Source organism: Brasilonema bromeliae SPC951 (assembly GCF_012912135.1).
Taxonomy (GTDB): domain Bacteria; phylum Cyanobacteriota; class Cyanobacteriia; order Cyanobacteriales; family Nostocaceae; genus Brasilonema; species Brasilonema bromeliae.
Genome location: NZ_QMEB01000289.1, coordinates 6,904 through 7,331 on the forward strand (window position 1 = coordinate 6,904; position 428 = coordinate 7,331).

Here is a 428-nt window from a genome sequence, read left to right on the forward strand (position 1 = left end):
CCATAAAATTAAAAGCTTCTGACAAAAGAGGATTTCGCTGTTTCAGTTTGCGCGATAACTCTTTGAACAGAAGAAACCCAGAAAACTCTGAAGTGCATGATCGTTCCAAAAAGTCAATAAAAGCGCGGCGCGTTTCCCCGTCAATCTGTTCCCAACTTTGCTGAAATTCAGAATCACGCACGAAGTGATGGCGGTTATAATCAGCCCGCAGTTCATCCACAATAGCTCTCAACTGGGCTTCATCCGCTGAAATGTCCAACTTCGCTACAGCGTCAAAGTCAGTCGTGTAAAACCTGGGCGTTAACAATGTTTCTTGCACAGGTGCTTTCACACCGGGCTTTTGCAACTCAGGCTCTGGAGTTTGAAGAGGCTTAGCCATGAGAATCGTTCAATCAATTTATCTTTTTAAAGCTATATAAGCATAAATT

General features: G+C 43.0%; 1 protein-coding gene. It reads right to left on the bottom strand.

From position 1 onward, the window contains the following. The coding region (locus DP116_RS29760) for a ferritin family protein (protein ID WP_281357477.1) at nt 1-379 on the bottom strand (379 nt) is incomplete at its 3' end. Nucleotides 380-428 lie beyond the last annotated feature (49 nt).